This is a genomic window from Rosenbergiella sp. YN46, assembly GCF_036620675.1.
GTDB lineage: Bacteria > Pseudomonadota > Gammaproteobacteria > Enterobacterales > Enterobacteriaceae > Jejubacter.
The window spans coordinates 1-5,299 of sequence record NZ_JAZHEE010000071.1 but is presented as its reverse complement, the minus strand read 5'-3'; the positions used below and the strand labels follow the sequence as shown (position 1 = coordinate 5,299).

The window sequence follows — 5,299 nt, the reverse complement described above, 5'->3', positions numbered from 1 at the left end:
ATAATGTCACCTGTTTTTGTCTATGAGGCGATGATATCACCTCTGTTCAGGTGGCCAGATTAACTATGCCACTACAACCAACCCTCTCGGAAAAAAACAAAAATGGGCTATGCCTATGGAACTCCTGAGCGGTAATGGTGAACCTGTTCGTGGAATATTACTGTCTTTCGGCGTAAAAATATCCAGTAATAAACTTTTGAATATCTATTTATCCGGTACCGTTCCAGATAAAAAAATACGTTGCACACCACAATTAGGCTGGTTTGAAGATGTTTTCGTCATGCCAGATATCACCTACGGAATCCATAAACAGAATGAGATTGTCTTTCAGTCAACAGATGATCCTATTAATATTTACTCCAACAGCGGAACTACAGAAGAATGGCGCAATAATATTGCAGCACTTGCTGTAGGTAACCCGTTATTGACCACTGCCATTTGTTGTGCTTTCTCTGGTCCATTGATCGAACCCTGCCACGCAGAAAGTGGAGGCTTGCATTTTTATGGTGACTCATCTACAGGTAAAACTACTCTTGTCCAGGTTGCCTGCTCTGTCTGGGGAAGCCCTAACTATATGCGTAGCTGGCGAGCTACTGCGAATGGTATTGAAGGGGCTGCATCTATGTTTAATGGTACGTTGTTAGCTTTGGATGAAATTAGCGAATGTAATCCCCGTGAAGTAGGACAAATTATCTACGCTCTTGGTAATGGACAAGGTAAGCAACGCGCATCAAAAAGAGGGACAGCACGCGCCATAGCTCACTGGAAAACAGCAGTTATCTCAAGTGGTGAATTAACTACTTCTGCAACTATTCAACTCTCTGGTGAAAATGCTAAAGCAGGACAAGCCGTAAGGTTAGTGGATATTTCTGCTCAACGGATTCATGGTGCATGGGATAATCTTCATCACTTTAACTCTGGTGCTGAACTATCAGAACATCTTAAAGCCCAATCAAAAATCAATTACGGCGTTACAGGGCGTACATTTCTTTCTCGCCTGGTGAATGGCAAGTTAAAATTATCCACTCATTTCCATAAATTTGAATCCCTCAAGGAATTTAACCCAGTTAACGCGAGTGGACAGGCCAGGCGTGTTGCGAGACGTTTTGCATTGCTAGCACTGGCAGGAGAACTCGCCACTAAATTCGGACTGACAGGGTGGGAAGCCGGTTATGCAACGAACACTATGATTTCAATATTTCAGTCATGGTTAACATCAGTAGGTAATGTGCCACTGGAAGGACAGAATATTCTCCAGCAAGTCCGTGATTTTATTGAGCGTTATAGTGACAGTCGGTTTAGCAGTAAAGAAGGTTATCCATCAAACAGATTTATTAATGAACGTGCTGGCTGGTGGGACGAATCCCCGACTGGGGGGAAAGTATATCTGTTCACTTCGGCAGGATTTCGTGAGGCCACACGAGGCTATGATTTTAAGCGTTCTATTAAGGCATTAACCGAGGCTGGAGTTCTGAAACTCCAGGAAAATAATCAAAGTGGTAGTATTCGGGTAAGGATTGAAGGGCAGCAGTACAGAGTTTATCCCATTTGTTTTTGTGACGCTGAAAATAATAAGGATTAATATATATGAATACATATTTATCATCTTTGCATAAAAGGCTTGGAATTAACCCCATGCAACAAAGTGAGGGGGACTCTGACACTAAAGATATTTATCTTCCATATACTCAGGCGCTGGCAAATAAAATCAAGATATGGATTAATCATCTTGATACCGAGACTCATGATAGTATTTTTTATGAATGTGATCTTTGTAAAACATTCAAATGCACCAAAGAAGACCTTGCCATAGCTGCTGAAAATATATCTCTCTACAGTCATATTAAAAATATTAATGGTGTGAAAATCCGCTACTATACAGCAACACCACCTTCAACTAGCCAGCAAGAACTCACCGATGTTCAACAATTTATGTTTAAATGCTTACAAAGGGGATATATCTCCACACCAGAACAAGGCTGGTGTCTGATTGTTCCATCTGTAAATCTCTATGAAATTTTCACTCGTAGTGAAGAATATCGGGGAACAAATCGTACCTCTTTTGGACGGAATCTTTCTAAGATGGGTGTTGCCAAATCTATTCTCGCTGGAAGTCCACCATATAGATGTCGCTCATTTAAATTCAAATCATTGAATGAGGCAAGAATTTCTTTTGCAAACGAGGTTTTAAATGATAGAAAATACAAATGGGAATAATACAACAATATATTCGAGTTATGAATATTCAGGAGAGAGTTAACGGTTGTTTAGGAAATCACCGTCAACTCTCAAAAAAACACACAGTATGAAATAAATTAAATTGTGACTTTATTTTTAGGTAGTAACAATAGCAGCGGAAGAAGAATATCTATTATCTGCCAATTAAATCCCAAACTTACTGATAAATCTTCTTTGAAATATATGTATCTCAGTGCTATTGGGAAAAGATCGCGCTCAGGATTTGATACGAACTCATCTTTAAGGCAAAAAAGGAGAAATGGAAGAACGCTAAGAACAATAAGTGTCATAATACCTTTTCTTAACATACCTGTTTGTATTGCATATGCCCTAATGAACATAATATAGCAAAAAGCAACTAAAAATATTGTGTTTGCAGGTATGAATATAAAGCCTCCCAATTCGCGAAAAATAGCTCCAATTCCATTTTTACTAATATTTACATTAAACATAGTTATTATAAGCATAACCACACTATGAAAAACATAATAAGACAGTATAAGTATAACAAAACTAAGTCTTGATAAATTTTTCTCATCAATCTCCCTATAGATTTTGGATATTAATTTCATAATCGCCCTCCTATAGCATTCAGTTCGCATTTAATTTAATACTTAGTTACCCACTATCAATTCAATATTTAATAAATATTATCAACATTATTTCTCCGCAACACAAACTGTGTTTGTTATATAATCCAAACCAATAATCATGGTAACATCATGAACATATTTAGAAGTGCAATTCAGCATCCTTCCATCAACAATTTTTGCCTTATATTTTAAATCTAAGTATGAGTAATTTCTCTCCCCTTCAATATTTAAGATGGTAACATCACTTGGCGTCAGTAAATTATATTTAGAATAAATTTCTTTTTGGAGTTTACTTTCTAACTGTGGGTGACTGGGGTTAGCGGCACATCCTGTTAAGCACAATACAGTTAATAAATTAATATAATTTTTCATATTCACGTCTCCGTTATTAATTTCCAGAATGGAGTTAATACCATCCAAACCACATTGCTATTCCTCTTATCGCTCCTAATGGGAAAACTAACACATCAACAAGTACCCATCCAAAACGATTATTAGACGCATCAGAGATAACAGATGTTAACCATCCTGCGCCTCCGATAATCATGATTATTAAGCCTAAAATGGTATCTTTCATTCAATGCTCCGAAGTTTATAAATCAATCCATATAGCTATTTAGGAGCAATATCCCTTTTATATAGGAAAAAATAAAATTGGTTTTACAGATCAATCAAGATCTATCGATCGTCCAAAACGATCATGAATTAGCTTCAACAGCAGCCATAAAAAAACACAACACCTCGTAACACACTGATTTTTTTATAAAAATATCATATTTCGTGTCCTATACCCTATAGATAACACTCCCCACGTCTATGTAGCTAGTCCAAAGGGGGGGACCTGATGACGAGTTCCACAGATAAGCTGCAACAAGTGCGCAATGTTTCCTATCTTACTTGAGGTGATCAATGCATTGAGTATGCAGTTGCGGGATATCCCTTGGGCTTTGTTGAATAAATAGCGTTTATGCTGCGGTCCTCTGGTGCAGAGCAGTTTGATCTACGTAAAATCAATATATTAAAACTTCGTGAGTTAGTACCCGATAAGGTTACACAAGTTTTTCTGTTGCGAAAATGCCGTCAGATAATCACAGTGTATACCTATCAATGAGCATGTATGAGCTGATAATGTGGCACGAAAAATAGCAACGTCCCCCAACCAAACTGGTTAGGTTTTCTAAAATTTAACGCTTTACATGTGACACTTTTTCATCTCGCGTCACACCATGTGACACGAAGTTCCATCGTATCTCATTGATTTTGCAAGATATGACGCCAGTGACACATGTGACGCACATTTTTAAGCAATCCGTATCTATCCTTAAATTTGTTATCATTTTGCAGTATGCATTGATGTACTGATCAATCTGTTACATCAATTTATTGGCACCCACTATGGCACCCGTGTAAATTCAAATTAAAATTAAACACAATTAAAACAATAAATTACAAAAACAATTCAGATTCCGCCAGCACTTGCTCTTCCGGATACGTCCGGGAAAATCCTAGAAGCCCGCATGGCACAAGCCATGCGGGCTTTTTTGTATCTGTCGTTGTCCGAGAATATCCGGCTAAATCCGGTGATTATTGGTATACGTTTAGGTATACGGTAGGATGTATACCTAAAAGCGTATACCAATTCATGAAGGAGCGGCCACTGTGGCACGGACAACACGCCCTCTTACCAACACCGAAGTTCTGCGCGCTAAGGCGTTAGAGAAGGATCTAACGCTACACGATGGCGACGGGCTTTTCCTGATAGTGAAGACTAGTGGCAAAAAGCTCTGGCGCTTTCGCTATCAACGTCCTGCAACAAAGCAGCGGACAATGATGGGGCTCGGTGCCTTCCCCGCCCTATCGCTTGCTGATGCCCGAGGATTAAGAGCGGATTACCTTGCCTTGTTAGCTAATGGCATCGACCCCCAAGTCCAAGCTGAAGTTGCAGAGGAAGAGCAGCAAATCGCTCTGGACAGTATTTTTTCGACGGTTGCCGCTAACTGGTTCCAACTCAAAAGCAAAAGCGTTACCCCTGATTACGCAAAAGACATTTGGCGCTCACTGGAGAAAGATGTATTACCTGCCATTGGTGAGATCCCCGTTCAGCAAATCAAAGCCCGAACATTGGTTGAAGCACTTGAGCCAATCAAAGCTCGTGGGGCGCTTGAGACTGTACGTCGGCTGGTGCAACGCATTAACGAGATAATGATTTATGCCGTAAACACAGGTCTGATTGATGCCAATCCAGCATCAGGTATCGGAATGGCCTTTGAAAAGCCCAAAAAACAAAATATGCCGACGCTGCGGCCAGAAGAATTACCTAAGCTGATGCGTACTCTTGTCATGTCAAATCTTTCTGTTCCGACTCGGTGTCTTATTGAGTGGCAGCTCCTGATGTAAATAGACCCGCTTTAGTTCCATACACTTTTTGAGCTCCCGGGCTGGTAATGTTGTTGACGATATTCCTCCGG

General features: G+C 39.6%; 5 protein-coding genes and 1 pseudogene. 3 read left to right on the top strand and 3 right to left on the bottom strand.

Annotation, left to right across the window (positions count from 1 at the left end; translation table 11 throughout):
• Positions 1–58 precede the first annotated feature (58 nt).
• Complete coding sequence (locus V3W49_RS22420; RefSeq protein ID WP_500148158.1) at positions 59–1,582, top strand: DUF927 domain-containing protein; 1,524 nt, start codon at positions 59–61, stop codon at positions 1,580–1,582.
• Positions 1,583–1,587: 5 nt separating this feature from the next.
• Complete coding sequence (locus V3W49_RS22415) at positions 1,588–2,217, top strand: hypothetical protein (protein WP_323637741.1); 630 nt, start codon at positions 1,588–1,590, stop codon at positions 2,215–2,217.
• A 98-nt stretch (positions 2,218–2,315) separates the two neighbouring features.
• Here V3W49_RS22415 and V3W49_RS22410 read toward each other — a convergent pair whose 3' ends face one another.
• From V3W49_RS22410 to V3W49_RS22400, 3 genes are all read right to left on the bottom strand, one after another.
• Positions 2,316–2,810 carry a hypothetical protein gene (locus V3W49_RS22410; RefSeq protein ID WP_323637740.1) on the bottom strand — a complete coding sequence of 165 codons (495 nt, stop codon included), beginning with the start codon at positions 2,808–2,810 and terminating at the stop codon, positions 2,316–2,318.
• Positions 2,811–2,897: 87 nt separating this feature from the next.
• Positions 2,898–3,203 carry a hypothetical protein gene (locus tag V3W49_RS22405; protein WP_157919301.1) on the bottom strand — a complete coding sequence of 102 codons (306 nt, stop codon included), beginning with the start codon at positions 3,201–3,203 and terminating at the stop codon, positions 2,898–2,900.
• A gap of 34 nt (positions 3,204–3,237) precedes the next feature.
• Complete coding sequence (locus V3W49_RS22400) at positions 3,238–3,408, bottom strand: hypothetical protein (protein ID WP_172907076.1); 171 nt, start codon at positions 3,406–3,408, stop codon at positions 3,238–3,240.
• Positions 3,409–4,490: 1,082 nt separating this feature from the next.
• Between V3W49_RS22400 and V3W49_RS22395 the strand changes: the two are divergent.
• Positions 4,491–5,222 (top strand): annotated as a pseudogene (locus V3W49_RS22395) (phage integrase central domain-containing protein); the annotation flags it as partial.
• Between the last annotated feature and the right edge of the window lie 77 nt (positions 5,223–5,299).